We start from the raw sequence: 18,384 nt of genomic DNA on the forward strand, positions 1-18,384 counted from the left end.
GGTCCCACCGTGGCCGCGGAAGGATCACGACATGAGGACGGCCCTGCGCGGCATCTCTGCGCGCGACATCGACATCGACAGTGACTTCTTCACGGCGGCACGCGAAGCTCTCGACCCGGTGGGCGAACCCCTGCGGTCGCCCGCCGGCATCGTCGGCAACACCCCCGTCCTGTGGATCGGCCAGCCCTTCAACCCGGCGGGGCGCGGGTTCTGGGCCAAACTCGAGGGAGCCAATCCCGGCGGGATCAAGGACCGGCCGGCGCTCCACATGGTCTCCGCGGCCCGCAGCCGCGGCGATCTCGCGCCGGGCGCTCCCGTCATCGAGTCCACCAGCGGCACCCTGGGCCTGGGACTCGCGCTGGCCGGGATCGTCCACAGCCACCCGGTCACCCTGGTCACCGATCCGGGTATGGAGCCCTTGATGGTGCATCAGCTCCGGGCCCTCGGCGCGCGGGTGGACACCGTCACCGAGCCCCACCCGGTGGGTGGCTGGCAGGAGGCACGCAGAGCGCGGGTCGGCGAACTGCTGGCCGCACAGCCGTCGGCCTGGTGCCCCGATCAGTACAACAACCCCGACAACGTCGCCGCCTACACCCCGCTCGCCCTCGAACTCCTCGTCCAGCTCGGCCGCATCGACGTCCTGGTGACGGCGGTCGGCACCGGCGGCCACTCGGCCGGGATCGCCCGGACGCTGCGCGCCTTCTGCCCGGAGCTCAGGCTCGTCGGCGTCGACTCGGTCAACTCGACCGTCTTCGGCCAGCCCGCGGGCCCGCGCCTGATGCGGGGCCTGGGCAGCAGCATCCACCCCGGCAACGTCGACCACGCGGCTTTCGACGAAGTCCACTGGGTCGCCCCCGGCGAGGCGGTGCGAGCCTGCCGCGACCTGGCCCGTGGCCACTACGCCAGTGGCGGCTGGAGCGTGGGCGCGGTCGCGCTCGTGGCCGGCTGGCTCACGCGTACGGAGCCCGAGCACATCCGTATCGTCGCGATCTTCCCGGACGGCGTGCACCGCTACTGGAACACCGTCTACAGCGACGACTACTGCCGCACCCACGACCTGCTCAGTGGCGTCGCCGCCACCGAACCGGACGAGATCGCGCACTCGGGCGAGCGCACGGTCCGGCGCTGGACCCGGTGCACCACCGTCACCGCGCCCGGCACGCCCGGCGCACTCGATGAGCCCGCTGTGCCCGCAGCGCCAAAGGGGGCGGCGCGATGAACCGCCTCGCCACGCAGTTCCGCTCGTTCAGCGGCTGCGTCCGGCTGCTGATGGTCCAGCAGTTCACCATCAACACCGCCTTCTACATGCTCATGCCCTACTTGGCCGTGCACTTGGCCAACGGCCTGGGCATGGCCGCCTGGGCGGTCGGCCTGGTCCTGGGCGTACGGAACCTCACCCAGCAGGGTATGTTCCTCGTCGGCGGCATCCTCGCCGACCGGCTCGGCCACAAGCCCTTGATCATGGCTGGGTGCGTACTGCGCACCGTCGGATTCGGCCTGCTCGGCCTCGTCGACTCACTGCCCGCGCTCGTCGCCGCGTCGGCGGCCACGGGCTTCGCCGGGGCCCTGTTCAACCCGGCGGTCCGTGCCTTTCTCGCACAGGAGGCGGGGGAGCGGAGAGTGGATGCGTTCGCGGCCTTCAACGTCTTCTACCAGGCCGGGATGTTCGTCGGCCCGCTCGTGGGCCTCGCCTTGCTGACGGCCGACTTCGCTCTCGTCTGCTCCGTGGCCGCGGTGCTCTTCCTGGCCCTGACGGTCATTCAGTACTGCTGGCTGCCCGCTCGTCAGAGCATCGCCCCTGAGTGCGGCAGCGTACTGGCCGATTGGCGAACCGTCGTACGCAACCGGCCGTTCCTGTACTTCGCCGCCGCCATGACCGGCTCGTACGTCCTGTCCTTCCAGGTGTACCTCGCGCTGCCCCTCCAGGCGCACCGCGTCGCCCCAGACAGCGGCGAGGCGGTGACCACGGCCCTGTTCGCGGTCCTGGCCGCGGTGGCCGCGGCGGGTCAGCTGAAGATCACGGCATGGGCCCGGACCTGGTGGACCTCGCGGCGGGCCGTCGGCTACGGCGTCGCCCTCATGGGCGGATCCTTCCTGCCGATGCTCGCCGGCTGCGGGGCGGTCAGCGGGGATTCCAGTGCCCTGGGCCGGGTCGCGGCGCTGGCACCCCTGTTCACGACGGTCACCCTGCTCGGCCTCGGCACGGCCGTGGTCTACCCGTTCGAGATGGACACCATCGTCTCGCTCGCGGGCGGACGCCTGGTCGCCACGCACTACGGGCTGTACAACACCGTCTCCGGCCTCGGCATCACCCTGGGGAATCTGGCGTTGGGCGCCCTCTGGGACTCCGCCGAACGCTGGGGACACCCGGAGTTGACGTGGTGGGCGCTGACGGCGACGGGCGCGCTCTGCGCCGGGTGCGTCGGCCTCCTCGCACGGTCCGGCCGACTGGCAGGCCCGGCTGCACCGAGGCTCGCGGCGGTTGCCTCATGAGGGCGTGGACGGCGAGCCGGACACAGCCGATGGCCGCCGCACTCGCCACCGAGTCCGCCACCGGGGTCGCCGCCTGCCTGCGGTTGGCAGGCGGCCTCACTCCGGTTCTCCGCCGCCACCGGACTCCCCGCCCTGCCCCTCCTCTGGGCGCGGGCGTCCCGAGTCCGCCGGTATCGGGGCCGGTACCGGCAGGCGCCGGTCGGCTGCAGGGGTTGTGCGGCTGCGGAGCGGGGGGTTCTACGCGGTGCAGCTGGTGGGGCGTTCGGTGTCGGGGCAGGTGTCGGGGCCGTTGCCGCCGTTGAGGATGTCCTTTCCGGCGCCGCCGTAGACGGTGTCGTTCGCCGCCAAGGTCGCAGATCACGTCGTCGCCGCGGGTTCCGGTGATCGTGTCGCGCGGGGGGCGAGCGGACCGACGGCAAGCTCTCGCCGGAGGCGACTGGAGATGGCGCGACGGCATGGGCGGCTTGAACGGCCCGCTCGGCTGGAACTTCTACGGCGGCCTGTTCACCATCACCATGGACCTCGGCAAGAAACAGGACGTCGCCAGGGTCGATCTGCTCACCCCCTACGATCAGCCGGCCGGCATCCGCCTGGCCCGTCAACCCGGTGGCCATGGTCGGCCTGGACAATCCCGCCCGCGACGCGGGCATCGAACCGCTGACGGAGAAGGCCGCCGGCTCCTCGGGGGCGTCCGTCAAGACCTGTTCGACGCCCAGGTCACCGGCGTCAAGGCCGACCTGGCCCCGACTCCGGGGAGCCACGGCTGGTACATGGTCAGCGAGATCACCGCCCGATAGCGGCGCACCCGCCGCCCAGGGCCCCGGCACGCGCGCGTGCCGGGGCCTGCGGCTGCCTCGCAACGGGGCACGGCGGACTCGCCCGGGGCGGCCGGGGGTGACGAGTGTCCGTTTATCACCAGTACGGTTCCGTTCTCGGCCTCGTTCGGTCCGCGACGGCGAACGAGCATGAAAGGTATGAACTCCGACAACGCGATCCCCCCGGGCACCGGGCCGTCGCTCGCGGACCGCGGTGAGACGGGCTTCGCCGCCATGGCCGCCCTCACCTTCCTCACCGGCTTCGGCCTGAACCTGTTCACCGACGGTCTGGACGCGCTCGCGCTCGGTCTCTTCGCCGCCACGTACTTCTTCGGCGGGTTCTTCACCCTGCGTGAGGCGATCGGCTCCGTGCGTGCCGGGCGCTTCGAGGTCGACTTCCTGATGCTCGTCGCGGCGGCGGGCGCGGCGGCCGTCGGCAGGTGGGAGGAGGGCGCGGTGCTGCTCTTCCTGTTCAGCGTGGGCCACGCCCTGGAGTCGTACGCGATGAGTCGCGCCCGCCGCTCCATCGAGGCGCTCGCCTCGCTCACCCCGAAGACCGCGCTGCTGGTGCGTGACGACGGCAGCAGCGAGGTGCCGGTCGAGTCGCTGGTCGTCGGCGACACCGTCCTGGTCAAGCCGCACACTCGGGTACCCGCCGACGGCTTCGTACGGTCCGGCGTCAGCGCGGTCGACCAGGCATCGGTGACCGGCGAGAGCGTGCCGGTGGACAAACTCCCGGTGGCCGATCCCACCACCGCGCTGCGCAACCCCCGCATCGTGGGGGACGACAGCCGGGTCTTCGCCGGGACGGTCAACGGCGCCGGAGCCCTGGAGGTGACCGTCACCAGCCGCGCCGAGGACAACACCCTGGCCAGGGTCGTGGAGCTGGTCCGCAGTGCAGAGTCGCAGCAGTCGCCTACTCAGGCGTTCACCGCCCGCTTCCAGCGGATCTTCGTGCCCGCCGTGCTGGTGCTCGTCGGTGTGCTGATGCTCGCCGGGCTGGTGGTCGACGAGCCGTTCTCCGCGACTTTCTACCGCGCGATGGCCGTCCTGGTCGCCGCCAGCCCGTGCGCCCTGGCGATCGCGACCCCGGCCGCCGTGCTGAGCGCGATCGCCCGCGCCGCCCGCAGTGGCGTGCTGGTCAAGGGCGGTGGCCCGCTGGAGAACCTCGGCAAGCTCACGGCGTTCGCGTTCGACAAGACCGGCACCCTCACCGGGGGCCGCCCGCGCCTGACCGATGTCGTCACGGCTCCCGGTGCCACCGAGCGTGAGCTGCTCGCCACAGCTGTCGCTGTGGAGCGCTCCAGCGACCATCCACTCGCCCTGGCCGTGGTCGAGGGCGTGGCGGCCCGGCTCGACGACGGCGGGGCCGTCCCCCCGGCGGCGCAGGAGCTGCGCGCGATCATCGGGCGGGGTCTTGAGGCCCGGATCGACGGGGAGCCGGTGTGGGTGGGCAGCGTCGCGCTTTTCGACGAACTCGGTGGCCGCGCCTTGGGACATGAACTCCTCGCAAGCGTACGGGAGTTGGAGGAGGGTGGGCGGTCCGTCATCATTGTGCGGCGGGGCGAGCGCTATCTGGGCGCCCTCGGCGTCATGGACACGCCGCGCCCCGACGCCGCCCTGGTCGTCGCCCAGCTGCGGAGCCTCGGTATCCGTCGCACCGTGATGATCTCCGGGGACAACCAGGCCGTCGCCACGGCCGTCGGGCGGCAGGTGGGCGTGGACGAGGCGCGCGGCGGGCTGCTGCCCGAGGACAAGGTCGCGGCCATCGCCCGGCTGAACAGCGGCGGCGCGAGGGTCGCCATGGTCGGCGACGGGGTCAACGACGCCCCCGCCATGGCGAACGCCACCGTCGGCATCGCCATGGGCGCCGCCGGATCGGCCGTCGCCCTGGACACCGCCGACATCGCCCTGATGGCCGACCGGCTCGACCGGCTGCCGCTGGCGACCGGGCTGAGCCGCCGGGCCTCCCGGATCATCAAGCAGAACCTGTACTTCAGCCTCGGTGTCGTCGCCGTACTGATCCCCGCCACGCTGCTCGGCCTCGGCATCGGCCCTGCGGTTCTGGTGCACGAGGGCTCCACGCTGATCGTCGTGGCCAACGCGCTGCGGCTGCTGGGCTACCGGCCCGGCGTCTGAGGCCGGCCGCCGTCCAGACCGAGGCCGCGGCGGAAGTCACCGGGCGCCACGCCCGTGAGCCGGGCGAAGAACTTCCCGAAGTGGCTGGCCTCGGTGAAGCCCAGGTGGCGGCCGACGGCGGAGGCGGACAGGTCGGTATGGACCAGCAGACGCTTGGCTTCCAGGACCACGCGGGCGTCGACGAGTTGTTTGGCGCTTCTGCCGACCGCCTGTCGGCAGGCCCGGGTGAGGGTCTTCGGCACGACCCCGAGCCGGGCGGCGTAGGCGTCGACGCTGCGCGTGGTGGCGTACGAGCGTTCCAGCTCGGCGCGGAAGCGGGTGAAGAGCTCGTTGGGTCCGAGGGGCGCGGGTTCGCCCTCCGGCTCTGGAAGGAGGGCGATGCGCAGGAGCAGCGCGGCCAGCAGGTGGCGCAGCAACTCCGTGGTGGTCTCGGCCAGTGCGCTGCCGTGGTGGACGTGTTCTGAGGCCAGCAGACCGGTCAGTGTGGTGAGGGACGTGGCATCGGGCACGGCGAGCTTCCAGTGCGCGGGGCCGGAGGGTGCGTCCACGAGGGCCCGGGCGGGGAGCTGCGGCGGCGGGAAGTCGGCGGTGAACAGGACCAGGCGGGCCTCCAGGCCGGGCTCGGCGGGATACCGGTGGACCTGACCCGGACGGATCCACAGGAGCGTGCCCGAACCGCAGTCGTGGTCAACGAAGTCGATCATGTAGGTGCCGCTGCCCCGGGTGACCAGGACCAGCAGATGGAAGTCGAGGCGTTGGGGCAGGGCCTGCTGCTGCGGCGAGGAGCGCTTGCGAAGCGCGGAAAGGGAGCCGACGTCGATGCCCAGGGCCGGGCAGTGCGGATTGCGGTACTGGATGTCCACGACAAGCGCAGGATGCGCGGTAGGTTCGGATCTGGTCATACCGGAAGCTAACCCGGCGCTCTCCTTCGCGTGGGCGCCTTGGCCGCTCGGCGGCCCCGGCGGTGGTCCTGGCCGTGCGCGTCTCCGGTTGCTGGGGCGATATCCGCGGCCCCCTCCGCCGCCAAGCCCTGTAACCGCCGGGCCGGTTCAGAGCTCATCCAGATTTCCGGTCGGTCGCCGTTGGCGAAGAAAGGTTCGGTTGAATCTGGTCGTCCTTCACGGCAGGAAACTCTCCTCGTCCGCGCAGGGCTGTGGGTCTCGCAGCGATGCGGAATGGGGGGGGGTGATGATCCGGGTGCGGCGGGTGGTTGTGGCATACCCGTCGGTGCCGTACTCGGCGATCCAGTGGCCCGGTGACGGTGCGGGCGAAGCTCACTGCGTCTTCACGTCAGACCACGACTGCCAGTTTGTACAGGTAACCGGCGGAGATCTGGGTGATCTTCTTGCCCTGTAGCCGTGAGCAGGTTCCCCCCTTCAACCGCACTGCAGCCCGGCGACGGCGTCACCGGTGCGCCGCCAGGCCGGCGCGAGAAGTGGTTCTGCAACGGTCTCGGCACCGTACTCGCCACCCTCTGGACGGTCCGTACGGTCGGCATGGACGTCCACAGGGTCGAACACGCCGTCCCCTTCGCCGAAGAGGCCGCCTGGGGACGCCACCACCGACAGTCGGTTGGAGCTCGGCCGGGTCCCGGCCTGGGAATGTCGGCGGCCCGAACAGGGCACATGGTGGCATCTGTTCGACGCGACCCTGCTCAGCGACCCTCCGGTCGCCCTCGCGTTCGACCGCACCCCCGGGTGGAACAACACCCCGTGATCGAGGGCTCGGTCTACCTGGCGGACAGGGGTGGGGGTGCCTCCGGGGCTTGGCCGCCTCGCGCACCCCCACACCTCTGTCGCGGTCAGCGGTTGACGCACTCGTTTCCGATGGCCGGGTTCAGGATGCCGACCACGTTGAGCGTGTTGCCGCAGACGTTGACCGGGACGTGGACCGGGACCTGGACCACGTTGCCGGAGACCGCGCCAGGGGAGTTCTTGGCCGTGCCGTCCGCGTCGGCGCCGCTGTGCGCGGAGGCGGCACCGGCACCGATGGCGGCGAGCCCACTGGCGAGCATGGTTACGGCGGCGGCCTTCTTCAGGTTCTTCACTGCAGGTTCCTCCTGGTCTCGCTGCGGCGGACAGCCGCAGCACGCCCTGGAGAACGCCCGCCGGCCGCCGGAGATACGCCGGATGGGGGACATCCACCCGACGGTATGAATCTCCCACCGGTATGCGACGATCCGTATTTACAGACCTCACGTACAACGAACCTGATGTATATGGCGTTGATACCTTCGTCAGCGGGACCGGCAGGGCGAGCACCTCGGAGCCGAGTGCGCCGGCGGTGCGGCCGAGGCTCGAGTCACCGGACGGGAAGTCCCCCCCGAGGGTGCCCCGAGCGCTGCCGTCCCGCTGGCTGTGGAGCCGTCGCGCAAGGCCGCGGTCTGCCGATGGCGGAGGGAACATCACTGTGGCGCAACGCTGTTCACCGATCGCACGGTGTCCCCGAGCGTCCCGAGTCCGTCCGCCAGCTCCTGGCGCGATGCCACCACCTCCGGTACACAGTCGGGCGCGAGCCGCACCGCCGACGCGAGCACCTCGACCAGACTGAGGGGTTCCTCGACGCCGCCCAGATGCCGGTACTCCACCGCCGCCAGCACCCCCAGCCGCTCCCACAGCCCCAGCCCCGGCCGCCGGTGCTCCCGCAGCAGCACCCGCGAGGCCTCCTCGACGTCCACGCCCGCGCCGTGCAGCTCGTGCAGCCGCCCCCGCAGCTCCTCCATGTACGCCATGTACGCGCGCACTTCGGCCTGCCCCACCACCGGCCCGTGCCCCGGAACCACCACCCGAGGATCCAGGTCGAGGATCTGCCGACACGCGTCGACGACGCCACTCAGCGGCCCGGCCCAGTGCACCGGAACATCCCCGACGAACAACACGTCCCCGGCGCACACCACCCCGCTCTGCGGCAGATGTACGACCAGGTCCCCGACGGTGTGCGCGGGCCCCACCTCGTACAGCTCCACCGGCACCGCCCCCACCAGCAGATCCAGCCGCCCGCTGAACGTCCGCGTCGGCGCGGCGACTTCGAGGCCGCCGTAGTCGTACCGCCCGAAGTGCGCCAGCAGATACCGCTCGAAGGCGACCTCGCCCCGGCACCCGTCCAGCATCGCCTGCAACTGCCCCGGCGTCGGCTCGGCGCACAGATGCGTCAGATTGGCGTCGGTACTGATGATCTCCGCGTCCGGGAACAGGCCGTTGCCGTAACTGTGGTCGCCGTTGGCATGGGTGTTGACGACGGTCGACACCCGCGCGCTCGGTACCGTGACGCGCCGCGCCGCCGCGGTCAGCGCCCGAGTGAGATCAGCGGTGTAAGGGGTGTCCACCAGCAGGACCTCGGGGCCGGAGGCCACCACGACGCAGTTGGCCATGCCCCAGGTGCCCGGGAACTGCGGGAGCCACGCGTGGACTTGGTCGTCGAGCCGGACGAGCTCGGTAGGAATACGCATGCCTGCATTCTGCGCGCGGCCGTTCGGGTGCGGCCGAGTGGGGTCACCCCCGCCACGCGCCACGAGGTCGGCCGGGCAGCCCCCGCAGCCGGGCGACCGGCAGCGTGTTCACGTCCTCGGGACGCTCCTGGCGTGGCCGCGGAGCCGGAAGGCGGTGACGATCTCGGTGACACCGAGGGCGAGGAGCCAGCATCCTGCGAGGACCGTCAGGACGGCCACCGACTTGAACGGGGAGGCGATCAGGACGATGCCGCCGAGGGTGCTGGCGATGCCGGCGAAGAGCAGCCAGCCGCGGGCAGGCATGTACGGATCGCCGGCGGCGGCGAGGGTCAGGGTGATGCCGCGGAACAGCCAGCCGGTACCGATCCACACGGCCAGCAGCAGGACGGACTCCAGGGCGCTGCGGAAGCAGAGCAGTCCGAGCAGGATGGACAGGGTGCCGCTGATGAACGCCATCACGCGCAGACCGGTCGAGGCGTGGGTGCCCAGTGCGCTGGAGAGCTGGAAGATGCCGCTGACCAACAGGTAGACGCCGAAGAGGACACCTGTCACGAGCAGTGTCGCGCCGGGTCAGGCCAGGACCAGCACGCCGAGGGCGACGGAAGCGGCCCCGGCCAGCAGCACGTTCTGCCAGGCGGCGTCCGCGAGCCACCGCAGTGCGCCCGGGAGCGGAGGCCGGGGATCCATGGCCGTGTCGCGCTCGTACACCCTGACGCTCCTCGCCGGTATCCGGAGGGGATACCTGCTCGCCGGTGCCGACACGCTTCCGGCGGGTCGCTGGGCCGACCGGCCTGTCAGCGCATAAGACGTTCACGTCATTCGATCATGCGGCCATGCGGGACGCCGCGCAACGTCGGGCGGTCCCGGTGGACAGCCGGGCCCACGGCAGGCCCCGCGCCGGACAGGCCGATCGGATGATATATCCGCGCAACGCCGGTGGGGTTGCGTGACGGCGGCACGGCCGGGCGGTGGGATGGACCTCTCCAGGCGGATGCGGGCGCCGACGCCTGCCCGTGCCGGATTCCTCCCCGCAGCGGCGGTGACGGCGACGACAAGGACACAGGGCCACATGACGGGTACGCAGGAGACGGCCGCACCACCGGTAGCCCACCGGCCGCCAGGCCCGCCGCACCGCCGCACCCTCCGGTGGGCGTGCCGGTTGGCGGCCGTAGCCCTCGCGGTGGGCGCCGTGGTCGGGCCGGCCGTCGGCCCCGCACAGGCCCAGGCCACCGCGCGGGCCGGTTTTCCCGAGAGGCTCGTCGACGCGTCGGGGGACTACCCGCTGCCGGTCATCCCGCCCGGGACGTCGGGCCCGGCGCGGATCGGCCTGAAGAACACCTCCGACTGGAGCGGTGAGAACTACGGGCGTATGAAGTTCACCATCAACGCTCCGAGCACGGCTCGGTTCACCGACAGCACCCTGGCCCCGGTGGGAGACGCGCCGGGCCCGTGGGCGTGCCACCGCTCCGTCGACGCCCGGCAGTTGTTCTGCGTGTCCGAGTACAAAGGGGTGGTCGTCCCCGCAGGACAGGTCCGGCAATGGCAGGTGAACCTGCAGGTTCCCGCCGACCTGCCCTACGGCGTTCAGCAGCGGTCCGGCCTCGCCTGGCTCTCCTACAACCTCTGCACGCCGGACCCCGAGGACGAGACGACCATGCAATGGGGGTTCGACACCGGCAGCGCGCCCGCGTAGCCCGGACCGATCGAGGACGGACGGAAAGGACACGCGGCTCATGACGGACCCCCAGAGGCCGGTCACACCACCGGCGCCCCGCCGCCGCACCACACCCCGGCGGACGGACAAGTGGCTGGCCGTCGCCCTCGCGGCCGTCGCCGCGACGGTCCTGGGCGCCGCACCCGCACATGCTGACGACACCGACCCGTCCGTCGGCCATCCCGACGATCCGGTCACCGTCATCGCGCCGGGGACCACGGGCACGGTCACGATCGGCGTCAGGAACAACACCGCCGACTGGAACGGCCGGAGCACCGGCGACCACATGAGCCTGACCGTGTTCGCGCCGCGGGGCACGATGTTCGCGGACGCCACTTTGACCCCCGTCGGCGAAGCGCCGGGCCCGTGGACCTGTCAGGTCTACGCCGCCTACGGGGAGATCTACAACTACGGACCCCAGCTGTTCTGCACCTCCCCGTACCAGGGCGCGGTCGTCCCCCCGGGAGAGGTGCGGCAGTGGCAGTTCCACCTCACTGTCCCCGCCGACGCGCCGAACGACGCACAGGGCCAGGGCGTCTTCTCCTTCGGTTACGAATTCAACGGGTCCTGGACGCTGTCGCAGACCAACCTGCCGGTGAAGATCAGCACCGGCGACCCCGCACCCACGGACCTGCCGTGCCCTGCCGTGCCCGGGACGCCCCGATCGTGGTGCGGGCGGTCCGCGGTGTAACCGGCGCCGTTCAACGGGGAGGAGCGACAGACGGACGAGGGTGCGGTCGTCCCCCCCGGGGGGGTCACCAGGTGACGTGAAGCCGAGTGGAGCGGCGCAGGATGAGGTTGGTGGGTCGGGGCGCCGGGGTCTGGGAGGTCAGGGTGAGGCCGGGCAGGGTCCGGGTGAGCGCTGCGACGGCGTGCCGGGCGACGAGGCGGGTGTACTGGGTGCCGGGGCAGTAGTGGATGCCCGCGCCGAAGTTGAGGGTGGGGGGTGTGTCCCCGCGCCGGTGATCGAAGGTGTGGGTGGCGTGGACTCCGTGGGTTTCGTCGTGGGCGGCGGAGTGCATGAGGAGCAGGACGCGGGCGCCTTGGGGGAGGTCGGTACCGGCGAGGGTGACGGGGCGGGTGGTGGTGCGCAGCCACCCGATCAGGGGCGGGTCCAGGCGCAGGGTTTCCTCAATGGCTGCCGGGGCCTGGTCGGGGTGCTGGGCCAGGTGGCGGTAGCCGCTGCCGGTGAGGAGGTGCTGCAGGGTGGTGGTGGTGAGCAGGGCGAGGGTTTCGGCGTTGGTGGTGAGGACCTCCATGAGGGTGGAGGCGATCTCGGCGTCGGTCAGGGGGACGCCGGCGTCGTCGCGGTAGGAGATCCACCTGGTGGTGAGGTCGTCTTGCGGCTGGCCGCGCCGCTCGGCGACGAGCCTGGTGCACAGCTTCCACAGGTCCACGACCGACTGGGCGCAGCGCTGTTGGTCGGCGGCGGACTGGAAGGACCACAAGAGGTCGGCCATGCCGGATGAGCCTGAGATGACGCACAGTTCGTCCTCGGGGGCGATGCCGATGAGGTCGCTCATGATGCGTGCGGTCAGGGGGCGTGCGTAGTGTGCGGTGAGTTCGCCGACGCGGTCGGGTCGGGCGGCGAGGGCCTGCGCCGCGTGCAGGGCGCGCTGTTCGACGTGGGAGTGCCAGGGGGCGAGCTGGATCGCGCTGGTGGGCCATACCGCGGTGAGCGCGTCGCGGTAGCGGGTGTGGGCCGGGGGATCGGTGGAGGCGGCGACGGGGACGTCCTGGACGCTGCTGTAGATGCGGGCGGCCTCGGGGTCGGTGGGCTGGATGGGGTCGTAGCTGTGGGCCGGGGTGAAGGCGCGATGCCGGTCGCGCAGGACCTCGTCGATGTCGCGGTGGCGGGAGACGACCCACAGGTCGAGGTCGTGGTCGTGGTAGACGGGGTGCTCGCGGCGCAGGTGCGCGTAGGTGGTGCGGAAGTCACCGGCGGCGTGGCGGGCGATGGTGCCAGGCGTGTCGGCCGGGCATCCGCTGTGCGTGGTGGTGGTCACGGGTTCCTCGATGAGCGGACGGGGCGGTGGTCAGCTGTGGGCAGCGTGGCGCAGCAGGCAGGCCAGATAGCCCGTCTTGTCGGTGAGGAAGGTGAGTGTGTCGGCGAGGGCGGTGTCCATGGCGGCGGCGTACGGGACGCCGAACTTCTCCGCGATCAGGGCACGGTTGTCCTGGTAGATCCGCTCGTACGCCCGGCAGGTGGGGGCGATGTGCGCGCTCATGTCGTGGGTCTGTTCGAGGGTGAGCCCGGCGGCGCGGATCTGGCCGAGAACCTGCTCGTGGGTGGGCAGGGGGCAAAAGGCGAACGCCTCCCGGCACATCATCAGTTCGGCGTCGGTGGCGGGCACGCGCTGGGTGTAGAAGGTGACGAGGATCGGCGCGCCGGGCCGGGCTGTCCGGGCGAGCTCGCCAAGCCCCTGCACCGGGTCGTTGAGGTGGGGGAAGCTGTCGAGCGCCCACACCGCGTCGAAGCGGCCGCTCTCGTGGGGCAGGTCCATGGCGTCGCCGAAGGCGAAGCGGACCCGGTCGGCCATCCCCGTAGCGGCGGCGCGACGGATGGCTTCGGTGATCTGGGCGCGGCTGATGCTGCAGCCGGTGACCTGGATGCGGCGTTCGCGGGCGGCGTGCAGGGCGGGGCTGCCGTGGCCGCACCCCACGTCCAGCAGGTGCTCGCCCGGCTTGATCGCGAGCAGGTCGCAGAAGAAGTCGGTCATCCGGTTCTGGGCCCGGGTGGCGAGTTGCCGCGCGGGCAGCGGCTCGCCGAAGTCGTCTGGCTGCCACATGCCGTAGTGGAAGCTGTCGCCACTGATCATCTTGCACAGCTCGTCGGAGGCCTCGTACCAGGCGGCCACCTCCGCCGAGGTGAGGGGGGTGGCGGGACTGACGGGCGCGGAGGTCATCGTCGCGTTTCCTGTCGGGCGGTGCGGGGGCGGGCGGTGAGCATCACGGCGTCGTCGTTGAACCGGTCGGTGCCGTGGGCGAAGTGCTCGCGCAGGGCGGGCAGCAGGGCCTGGCGCAGCTGGCCCAGGCGGGGGTGTCCGGTGTTCCAGAAGTCGGCCAGCACCTCCGCCGCGGCCGCGGCCTTGGCCTCGGGGCCTTCTTCGGGGAAGACCACGTCCACGCGGGCCCGGGTGAAGGCGATGTCGTCGAAGCCGTGCTCGGCCAGGACGCGGGCGGCGAGGTCCAGCAGATAGCCCTGGTGGTCAAGGGGTTCGCCGATCAGGTGGGCGCACGTGCGGTTCCACAACTCGATCAGCTCGTTGTCGGGGGCGCCCTGCACCAGGACGACCTTCGCCTCGGGGTGGGTGCGGTCGACGGTCCGGGCCATCTCCGCGACGGCGGCCGCGGGGTCGTCGGTGTAATGCAGGACCCAGGTCGCCACGGCAGCGTCGAAGTGTGCGTCGGGCAGGGGGAGTCGTTCGGCGTGGCCCGGCAGCACGGTCACCCCGTGTGCGGTCAGCGGCCGCATGCTCTCCTCGCGTGCCGCGTGCGGCTCGACGGTGGTCACCGACTCCAGGCGGGCGGCGAGCTCTCTGACGACCGCTCCGGTGCCGCCGCCGACGTCCAGGACCCGGGTATTGGCGGCGAGCTCGTCCACGACCAGCTTGATGTCCTGGCGTTCGAAGCGGACCTCCATGCCCAGCCAGCCCTGCTCGCTCAGCTCGTGCGGTCCCCGGTAGACCTTGGGCAGTGGGTGCGGGCCGGTCAGCGCGTGGGCGGGGGCGGCGGGGCCGCCGGGCTTCACCGCGTACACGAACAGGTGCTCCTCCGGGCCCATGCCGGGGAAGTCGGGGTGGAAGACGCTGAGTTGTTCGTGGACGACATCCAGACCGGCCTTGCGCAGCAGCTGCCCGAACGTCTTGGCCGGGTAACTGGTGCAGCGGACGGTCTGGCCCATCCACTGGATCTCCTCGTCCTCCGCGTCGAAGGGCACGGTCGCGAGGACGAACAGGCCACCGGGGGTGAGCCACTGAGCGATGCGGGCGAGGGTGGCGTCCAGGTCGGCGCGCGGCATCTGCAGCAGCGGGAAGAACGCGGTGATCGCGTCCCACTGCCCCGGCGTATCGGGCAGCTCCCGGACGTCGGCGAGCTCGAACCGGGCCTCGGGGACCTGAGCGTGGGCGAGGTCGACCATGGTCTGCGACACGTCGTACCCGGTGACCTGGTGCCCGTGTACGGCGATCCGGTCGGCGGTGGGGCGGCCGGTGCCGGAGCCGATGTCCATCACCTTGGCGCGCGCGGGCAGCCGGGCCAGCAACCAGTCGATCGCCGCGAGTTGCTCGGGCAGGTGGGCGTAGGTGTCCTCGTAGGTCTTGCCCAGGACGTCGAAGGGCCGCGCCGCGCTCTGTGCCGAGCCCGGCAGCGGGACCCCAGCGGGAAGAGCCGTTGTTTCCATGGTCATCGTACGAAAGCTCCTGTTCCTGACGGGGCAGTCACCACCCCCAGCGGGACATTACACTGCGGAACCGTTCCATCACGCACAGTGGTATTTCTGTGCTGTCCCTCATCTCCTCTGCCAGCAGGGGCCCTCACCGGGAGCTGACCTCTCGTATGACCACCGCCATCACCGACAGTCACACCGCCTACTTCGCCTTCCGCGACCGACTCCTGGGTGAACTGCGCACCACGGTCCTGACCGGCGAGCAGCTCTGCGAGGCCGGGCGCCTCATCTACGGCCGTCCCGAAGGGCTTTCGCTGTACGGGATCCCCGCCCCCCGGATGGAGTCGGCCGGTATCCGGCTGCTGGGGCGCACCACGATCGAGTGCTGCGTCGACGGCTACGCCGTCGCCGTCGCCGACGCCCTGGCCGAGATCCACACCACCCTGCCCGAAAGAGCGGGGAAGGAGGAGCCGCTGGTGCTCGACCTGTTCTGCGGCTCGGGCAACTTCAGCCACCACCTCGGCACCCGACTCGACGTGGTCGTGCACGCCGCGGAGCTCGACCTGGACGTCCATACCGCCACCCGCCACAACCTCGACCGCGTCGGCGCCCGCACTCAGCTCCACCTCGGGGACTACCGGGACCTGCTCGGCAAGCACCCCGCTCGCGGCCCCCGCGACACCTACTTCGTCGAACCCCCCTGGGGCCCGGCCTTCACTCCTGCGGGCCTCGACCTCACCCGCACCTCCCCGCCCGTTCCCGAGATCCTCGACGAGGTCCGCCGCTCCCGGGACGGCCTGCCCTGCCTCGTCGCGATCAAGACCAACGACCACATCGCCCACGACTCCCTGCACCACTCCTTCGCGGGCGCGCAGCACCTGCGCACCGTCACCCCCGCCCCGACGCTCCCCTTCGGCGCCAACATGGACTTCCACGTCTACCGTCTGGACGGGAACTGACCCACCTCACGGGCCGGGCAGGCCCGTGAGGCGCTACGACTGCGGGCCGCCGCACTCTGGGATCCGCCGGGCCGATGCGGCCTGAGGCCAGACACGTTCGTGAGCGATGGCGCCGACACCGGCTGGGCGCTGACCCTCGTATCCCTCGAGTGAGGCGTGCCACACGCCGAGAAACGGGCGCGGGTGGGTGTTGGCCGGCTCAGCGACCAGCCGCGGCAGTGGAGAGTCAGCGCCTTCCCCACCGATCCGGTGCAGCACCTGCAGGGCCGAGGTGAGCAGGCTGTAGAGCGAGGACGGCCCCAAGACGCCCCGCGCTGCGTCGGCGGCCCGCTCGCCGCGGGTGACGGCACCGCAGGTCCCCTGATTGCACAACGTGCCATCAACCCAGTCGGCGTCACGGGCAACCAACCCGACAACCACACCACGAACAAAGCGGGGCATGTGACGATCCCGCGCTGGAGCGCCGTGGGGCTGTCCGCGGGCGCACCCCCGTGGGGGTTGTCGCCGCGCGGTGAGCCGAAGAGGGGGCGCCGACGGGCTGAGGTGCCCAGATGCGCTACAAGGGTGGCCGGATGCCGCTCAGTACACCGGAGATCCGGGTGTAGACGCCCGGCTGGTGCGCTTGCCCGCACCCGGTGCCCCAGGAGACAAGGCCGATCAGGCGTCCGCGGGCGACCAGCGGCCCTCCGGAATCGCCCTGGCAGGCGTCGTGCCCTCCTCCCGGATCCCCCGCACACAGCATGGAGTCGGCGGTGAACGTGCCGTCGGGGCTCCCCGCATAGGCCTCCTGGCAGGTCGCGTCGGGAAGGACCTGCACGCGCGCGGCCCGCAGTGTCGGCGAGTAATCTCCGTATCCGGTGGTGTCGCCCCAGCCGTAGACCTCGGCGGTCGTGCCGGGCGTGTAAGCACGGTCGCCGGCTTGCGCCATCAAGATCGCAGAGTGTGCCGGCAGGGGATGCGCGAGGGTCAGGACGGCGACGTCGCCCGCGTGGGTCCCTGTGTCGTACCCCGGGTTGACCCACATCCCCGCGAGGGGAACCTCCGTACCCGCTGGTGACTCCATGTCGCCGCGCTCGGCGATCACCATGAGATCGTCCGCCTCCTCATACGGCACGTCCAAGCCTCCCCTCGCCAGGCAATGAGCCGCAGTGAGGACCTTGTCGGGCCCGACCAGCACTCCACCGCAGAACTGGCCGGACCGCCCGGGGCCGAACTGTGCCCGGCTGGACAAGGCAACCACCCAGGGGGAGTCGGCGATGCCCACTGACTGACCGCCGACGACTGCCGGTGCCGCGTGCGCCGGCGGCTCCACCGCGGTTGGCAGCACCAGGGCAACTGTGGCGGCGAGGGCCCCGCAGACCTGCGCACATCGTCGGGCCAGCAGGCGGTTCGCAGGACGTGCTGCAGCCATGGACGGTCTCCTACAACTGACGGGCGTTACCCTCAGCGCAACGAACGGCGGGCCCACCGGAAACGGCGGGAAGAGTCCCGTCTCGGTTGGGTGGGGCAACGACTGTTGCCGTCGCTGGGGTCGGGCGGTCGGTGCGGTCATGCCGCGTGCCGCACCGGATGCGGTGGTGGCCCGGGGGACGCCGGAAGCGACGTCGGTCGCCGAGTCCAGCAACCCCCGAATCGCTCGGCGCCCCGCTCGTGCCGGGACGCCCCCTCCCCTCCGGGGATATGCGTGTTGTTCTGGCGGAGGATGCCGTGTGCGCGGGTAGCCGAGAGGTGCCTCGCCGTTCATGGCCCGCCGCCTGGGGCGTGAGAGTGCTTGATCAGCCACAGGAGCTGATCAGTCACAAAGGGGGACGCTGTGGCCCCGGCCACTCGCTCCCCGTGCTCTCCCAGGCCGCCGTGGAGAACTCGTCCTCCGTCGTCACCCTTGCTCATCTGGAGGCCTGTGTGCGGGTGCGGGTCTTGGGGCCGTCCGCCAGCGGCAACGTCGCTGCGCGCCGGCTTCATCCCCCCGCCGGGAAGCCGGGCGTCGTTCGGCGGGCACATCACCGTGTGTGACGCCGCCGGGAGCCATGTGGGCGACCGCTGCACGGAGCGTGCGCTGGACGCCACGGGGAAGTACCGTGACGATCCGCTGCGACAGGCACAGGGGCAAACGCCCCGCCGACCCCGCGTGGGGTCTGTGTCTGACCGACCCGAGCTGGGACCTGCACGATCCGGGCTGGGAGCGCTGGTGATGCGGGTCAGTCCCCTGTCCGGGGGGTGCGGGCGGGTGGCCGGAGCCCGGTCGACTGCCGGCACAGAGGTATCCGCGCTGGTAGTCGGACGTCTCCAGGGCCTAGGCCAGGGCGAGGAGTTCGGGCTCGGCCCGCTCTTCGGCGCGGCCGCTCCCCGCTGCCGTAGGTACGGCAACTGAGGCCGAGCCGTTCGGCGACGGCCTCCTGGCTGACTGGGGCGAGCCGGCTCGGCTTCGC

Annotated in this window: 16 protein-coding genes and 1 pseudogene; 8 read left to right on the plus strand and 9 right to left on the minus strand. The window is 71.5% G+C overall.

The window, feature by feature from the left end:
• Nucleotides 1–31 precede the first annotated feature (31 nt).
• A complete protein-coding gene (locus IE252_RS37390; RefSeq protein ID WP_190093943.1) occupies nucleotides 32–1,219 on the plus strand; it encodes a PLP-dependent cysteine synthase family protein in 1,188 nt (395 codons plus the stop codon).
• Entirely contained in the window at nucleotides 1,216–2,493 is a 1,278-nt protein-coding gene (locus IE252_RS37395) for an MFS transporter (protein WP_190093944.1), read from the plus strand. Before IE252_RS37390 ends, IE252_RS37395 begins: the two co-directional genes overlap by 4 nt.
• 237 nt (nucleotides 2,494–2,730) lie before the next feature.
• Here the strand turns inward: IE252_RS37395 and IE252_RS44420 are convergent, their stop codons facing one another.
• Nucleotides 2,731–2,841: a hypothetical protein gene (locus IE252_RS44420; RefSeq protein ID WP_190093945.1), complete on the minus strand. Its 111-nt coding sequence runs from the start codon at nucleotides 2,839–2,841 to the stop codon at nucleotides 2,731–2,733.
• 107 nt (nucleotides 2,842–2,948) lie between these two features.
• Between IE252_RS44420 and IE252_RS37405 the strand changes: the two genes are divergently transcribed.
• Both IE252_RS37405 and IE252_RS37410 read left to right on the plus strand, forming a co-directional pair.
• Nucleotides 2,949–3,290: a hypothetical protein gene (locus IE252_RS37405; protein WP_190093946.1), complete on the plus strand. Its 342-nt coding sequence runs from the start codon at nucleotides 2,949–2,951 to the stop codon at nucleotides 3,288–3,290.
• Nucleotides 3,291–3,467: 177 nt separating this feature from the next.
• Nucleotides 3,468–5,447, plus strand: a complete 1,980-nt coding sequence (locus tag IE252_RS37410) for a heavy metal translocating P-type ATPase (RefSeq protein WP_190093947.1) — start codon at nucleotides 3,468–3,470, stop codon at nucleotides 5,445–5,447.
• Here the strand turns inward: IE252_RS37410 and IE252_RS37415 are convergent.
• Nucleotides 5,429–6,349: a helix-turn-helix domain-containing protein gene (locus IE252_RS37415; protein ID WP_190093948.1), complete on the minus strand. Its 921-nt coding sequence runs from the start codon at nucleotides 6,347–6,349 to the stop codon at nucleotides 5,429–5,431. The genes IE252_RS37410 and IE252_RS37415 overlap by 19 nt on opposite strands.
• Before the next feature lie 670 nt (nucleotides 6,350–7,019).
• Between IE252_RS37415 and IE252_RS43600 the strand changes: the two genes are divergently transcribed.
• Entirely contained in the window at nucleotides 7,020–7,163 is a 144-nt protein-coding gene (locus IE252_RS43600) for a hypothetical protein (RefSeq protein ID WP_229849047.1), read from the plus strand.
• Nucleotides 7,164–7,248: 85 nt separating this feature from the next.
• Here the strand turns inward: IE252_RS43600 and IE252_RS37420 are convergent, their stop codons facing one another.
• The 3 genes and pseudogenes from IE252_RS37420 to IE252_RS37430 all read right to left on the minus strand — a co-directional run bounded on the left by IE252_RS37420 (nucleotide 7,249) and on the right by IE252_RS37430 (nucleotide 9,582).
• The gene (locus IE252_RS37420) at nucleotides 7,249–7,494 is read right to left on the minus strand and encodes a chaplin (protein ID WP_190093949.1); all 246 of its coding nucleotides are present in this window, start codon (nucleotides 7,492–7,494) and stop codon (nucleotides 7,249–7,251) included.
• Nucleotides 7,495–7,851: 357 nt separating this feature from the next.
• Nucleotides 7,852–8,895: an MBL fold metallo-hydrolase gene (locus IE252_RS37425; RefSeq protein ID WP_229849048.1), complete on the minus strand. Its 1,044-nt coding sequence runs from the start codon at nucleotides 8,893–8,895 to the stop codon at nucleotides 7,852–7,854.
• 108 nt (nucleotides 8,896–9,003) lie between these two features.
• A pseudogene (locus IE252_RS37430) lies at nucleotides 9,004–9,582 on the minus strand (HdeD family acid-resistance protein).
• Nucleotides 9,583–9,964: 382 nt separating this feature from the next.
• Here IE252_RS37430 and IE252_RS37435 point away from each other — a divergent pair.
• Nucleotides 9,965–10,588 carry a hypothetical protein gene (locus IE252_RS37435; RefSeq protein WP_190093950.1) on the plus strand — a complete coding sequence of 208 codons (624 nt, stop codon included), beginning with the start codon at nucleotides 9,965–9,967 and terminating at the stop codon, nucleotides 10,586–10,588.
• A 40-nt stretch (nucleotides 10,589–10,628) separates the two neighbouring features.
• Nucleotides 10,629–11,300 (plus strand): hypothetical protein, encoded by a 672-nt coding sequence (locus IE252_RS37440; RefSeq protein WP_190093951.1) that lies wholly within the window; start codon nucleotides 10,629–10,631, stop codon nucleotides 11,298–11,300.
• Between the two features lie 64 nt (nucleotides 11,301–11,364).
• On the opposite strand, the gene IE252_RS44050 is transcribed toward IE252_RS37440, so the two are convergent.
• The 3 genes from IE252_RS44050 to IE252_RS44190 are packed head-to-tail and all read right to left on the minus strand — an operon-like array spanning nucleotide 11,365 to nucleotide 15,017.
• Nucleotides 11,365–12,615, minus strand: a complete 1,251-nt coding sequence (locus IE252_RS44050; protein ID WP_190093952.1) for a cytochrome P450 — start codon at nucleotides 12,613–12,615, stop codon at nucleotides 11,365–11,367.
• A gap of 30 nt (nucleotides 12,616–12,645) precedes the next feature.
• The gene (locus IE252_RS37450; RefSeq protein ID WP_190093953.1) at nucleotides 12,646–13,515 is read right to left on the minus strand and encodes an SAM-dependent methyltransferase; all 870 of its coding nucleotides are present in this window, start codon (nucleotides 13,513–13,515) and stop codon (nucleotides 12,646–12,648) included.
• Nucleotides 13,512–15,017: a methyltransferase domain-containing protein gene (locus IE252_RS44190; protein ID WP_190093954.1), complete on the minus strand. Its 1,506-nt coding sequence runs from the start codon at nucleotides 15,015–15,017 to the stop codon at nucleotides 13,512–13,514. The genes IE252_RS37450 and IE252_RS44190 overlap by 4 nt, the downstream gene beginning before the upstream one ends.
• Before the next feature lie 149 nt (nucleotides 15,018–15,166).
• Between IE252_RS44190 and IE252_RS37460 the strand changes: the two genes are divergently transcribed.
• Nucleotides 15,167–15,955: a class I SAM-dependent methyltransferase gene (locus IE252_RS37460; protein ID WP_190093955.1), complete on the plus strand. Its 789-nt coding sequence runs from the start codon at nucleotides 15,167–15,169 to the stop codon at nucleotides 15,953–15,955.
• A 556-nt stretch (nucleotides 15,956–16,511) separates the two neighbouring features.
• Here the strand turns inward: IE252_RS37460 and IE252_RS37465 are convergent.
• Nucleotides 16,512–17,366 (minus strand): S1 family peptidase, encoded by an 855-nt coding sequence (locus IE252_RS37465; protein WP_190093956.1) that lies wholly within the window; start codon nucleotides 17,364–17,366, stop codon nucleotides 16,512–16,514.
• Nucleotides 17,367–18,384: the final 1,018 nt, after the last annotated feature.

The organism is Streptomyces melanogenes (genome assembly GCF_014649795.1).
Classification (GTDB): domain Bacteria; phylum Actinomycetota; class Actinomycetes; order Streptomycetales; family Streptomycetaceae; genus Streptomyces; species Streptomyces noboritoensis.